This window comes from Ectopseudomonas oleovorans, from assembly GCF_029845265.1.
Lineage (GTDB): Bacteria > Pseudomonadota > Gammaproteobacteria > Pseudomonadales > Pseudomonadaceae > Aquipseudomonas > Aquipseudomonas oleovorans.
In genome coordinates this window covers 1-2,361 of the sequence record NZ_JAOCLK010000096.1, presented here as the reverse complement: position 1 = coordinate 2,361, position 2,361 = coordinate 1, and the positions used below count along the sequence as shown (strand labels likewise).

The window sequence follows — 2,361 nt, the reverse complement described above, 5'->3', positions numbered from 1 at the left end:
CGGATCTGGTTGTCGGGTAGTCAGACGCGGTTGCCCGCGTCCAACCCCCTAAGAACCGTGCATGCGAGTTTCCCAGCACACGGCTCAAGCCTCCGCTAAGGCACCTCTAGGCACCCGGTTGTACGTCATCGGCATAGGCAAATTGCACATTCCTCGGGCAGCGCAGGTGGTATATCTCAAGATTAGCCGCCGCGTCCGTTCCGCCATGACCTAGCTTCACAATATGGCGACTATGCCACGGTGTGTCTTTGGTCACCGGCTTGAAGCAGACGCAGCACCGACCGCCCTGTTGCACCCAAATCCGGTACAGCTTGGCTCGACCTTTCGCGGAAGTGAGCATCCTCTTGCCCCAGCGGGACTCGAAGTATTCATCCCAAGCGGGGTCGTGTGGGTTGGCAGCGGCCTTGATCTTGATATGTCGCACAATTGGCGTGTCCGAGGCGTCCAATAACGTGTACTGACGCTTCCGACCATCGGCGGATTTTTCAGCACATGAGAACACCCATCGACGCCCCCCTTGTACTTTGAAATACCGATCCTTCACCCATCGGCGTGTCTTGCGAGGGTGGCGACGTACCGCCCATCGCCAGAGCATTTCCCACACTGCACTGTCCACCTGGTTGAAGACCTTCTTGGCGACGACATGACTGTGATAGTTCGCCCAGCCCCGTAGAACCGGGTTGAGCAAACCTATCAGATTGGTCTGCCGTATCGTTTTGTTGGCCTTGATCAACTCTCGTAGCTTGGCAAGGTGAGCGCTGATATTCGCCTTGGAAGGCTTGATCAAGAGCTTGCCGTTGTACTTGCGCACGTTCCAGCCGAGAAAGTCGAACCCGTTCCCTATGTGCGTGATTTTGGTCTTATCCTTGGAAAGCGTGAGACCACGCTCTGCCAAGAACTCGACCACGGCAGGACGAACTTCATTTTCCAGCCACTCCTTCGAGTACCCGGTGATGATGAAGTCGTCCGCATACCGCACTGCTTGCAGTTTCTTGCCTGTCCATTTGGCGGTAGGAAACCTCTTCGCCAGCATCGCTTCTAGCCCGTCCAACGTCATGTTGGACAGTACCGGAGAGATGATGCCTCCCTGCGGCGTTCCTGCGTTACTAGGGAACAGCTGGCCGTTGTGGATGTATCCGGCGTTGAGCCACTTCTGCAAGATCGCCTTATCCATGGGGATGTTGGCGATCAACCAATCATGGCTGATATTGTCGAAACAGCCTTGAATGTCACCCTCTAGAATCCACTCCGCATTTGCTTTTCGTGACAGCACACCAAAGCACTGTGCTGCCGCATCCGCGGTCGAGCGTTCCGGCCTGAACCCATACGAGTTTGGGTCGGCGGTGGTTTCCGCAATGGGCTCCAAAGCCAGCAGATGGAGTGCCTGCATGGCCCTGCATTTCATGGCGGGTATTCCGAGAGGTCTCGTCTTGCCGTTTTTCTTCGGGATAAGAACTCGCCGAAGCGGAAGCGGCGAGTAGCCTCGCCGCTTCAACGACTCTATCGCACCGATCTTGGCCCTAGGCGTATTCCAAGTAACCTTGTCCACACCTGGGGTATTTTTGCCTTTGTTTTCAGACACCCGTTTCACGGCCAATGCCTTACCGCTGAACGAGTGAGTCAGCAGCCATTGCAGGGCTTTCACCTTGTTATGTCTGCCGTCTTGTACAGCCTTCACAATACGCGCTTGCAGCCCTCTGACACGACGTTGTACGGCAATCCAATCGATGGCTTCCCACGACGTGCCGGAAGGTGCACACGCCAATGCTGCTGCGTTCATTTGCTCTCCTTCCGTTGAAAGGGTTCTACCTACTCTCGTGTGAAGAGAGACCATGAGGACGTCTGCCCGCTTTCGCGTGAAGTGATGTTTCAACTCCTATCCAGCCCATTACAGGATGGCGTTCGCTTTTTCCTCGTTCCTTCGCCCGCACCGCCATGGGCAGTTTTTACAAACGGCTTTCCCTGGCGGGAGCGATACGGGATTTCCACGTTCCGCTTATTGAAGTGCGTCGGGTTAGGTGCCTGCTATCGACCGGGAGGCATGTGGGTCACGAATGCGTAGTCGAAAGACGCGATTCCCACCTCCGTTACCTTTTGGTTCGAGCGTATAAGCCATTTCCGCTCGTTCAACTTAACGATCGTTGCGCAGATTCACGTGTGTTCACCATACCAACTATCTAGCCCTTGTCCGGCCATGGCTGCCAGAAGGGTACGCCTCTCACGATTGGTACCCCGCACCTTGCGATGCCTCGTTCCATTGTCGAAGGCGCTCTTGATTCAGCCTTCTAGATTCACCCGGTGACACGGGTGGTTCCCACCAAGGGGAACAACTTCATTAAGCGACTTCGTGTCGCACCTCGA

At 55.5% G+C, this 2,361-nt stretch carries 1 protein-coding gene; it reads right to left on the bottom strand.

Annotation, left to right across the window (positions count from 1 at the left end; translation table 11 throughout):
* Positions 1–106: 106 nt before the first annotated feature.
* Positions 107–1,780 (bottom strand): group II intron reverse transcriptase/maturase, encoded by a 1,674-nt coding sequence (ltrA, locus tag N5J71_RS22195; protein ID WP_279917663.1) that lies wholly within the window; start codon positions 1,778–1,780, stop codon positions 107–109.
* Between the last annotated feature and the right edge of the window lie 581 nt (positions 1,781–2,361).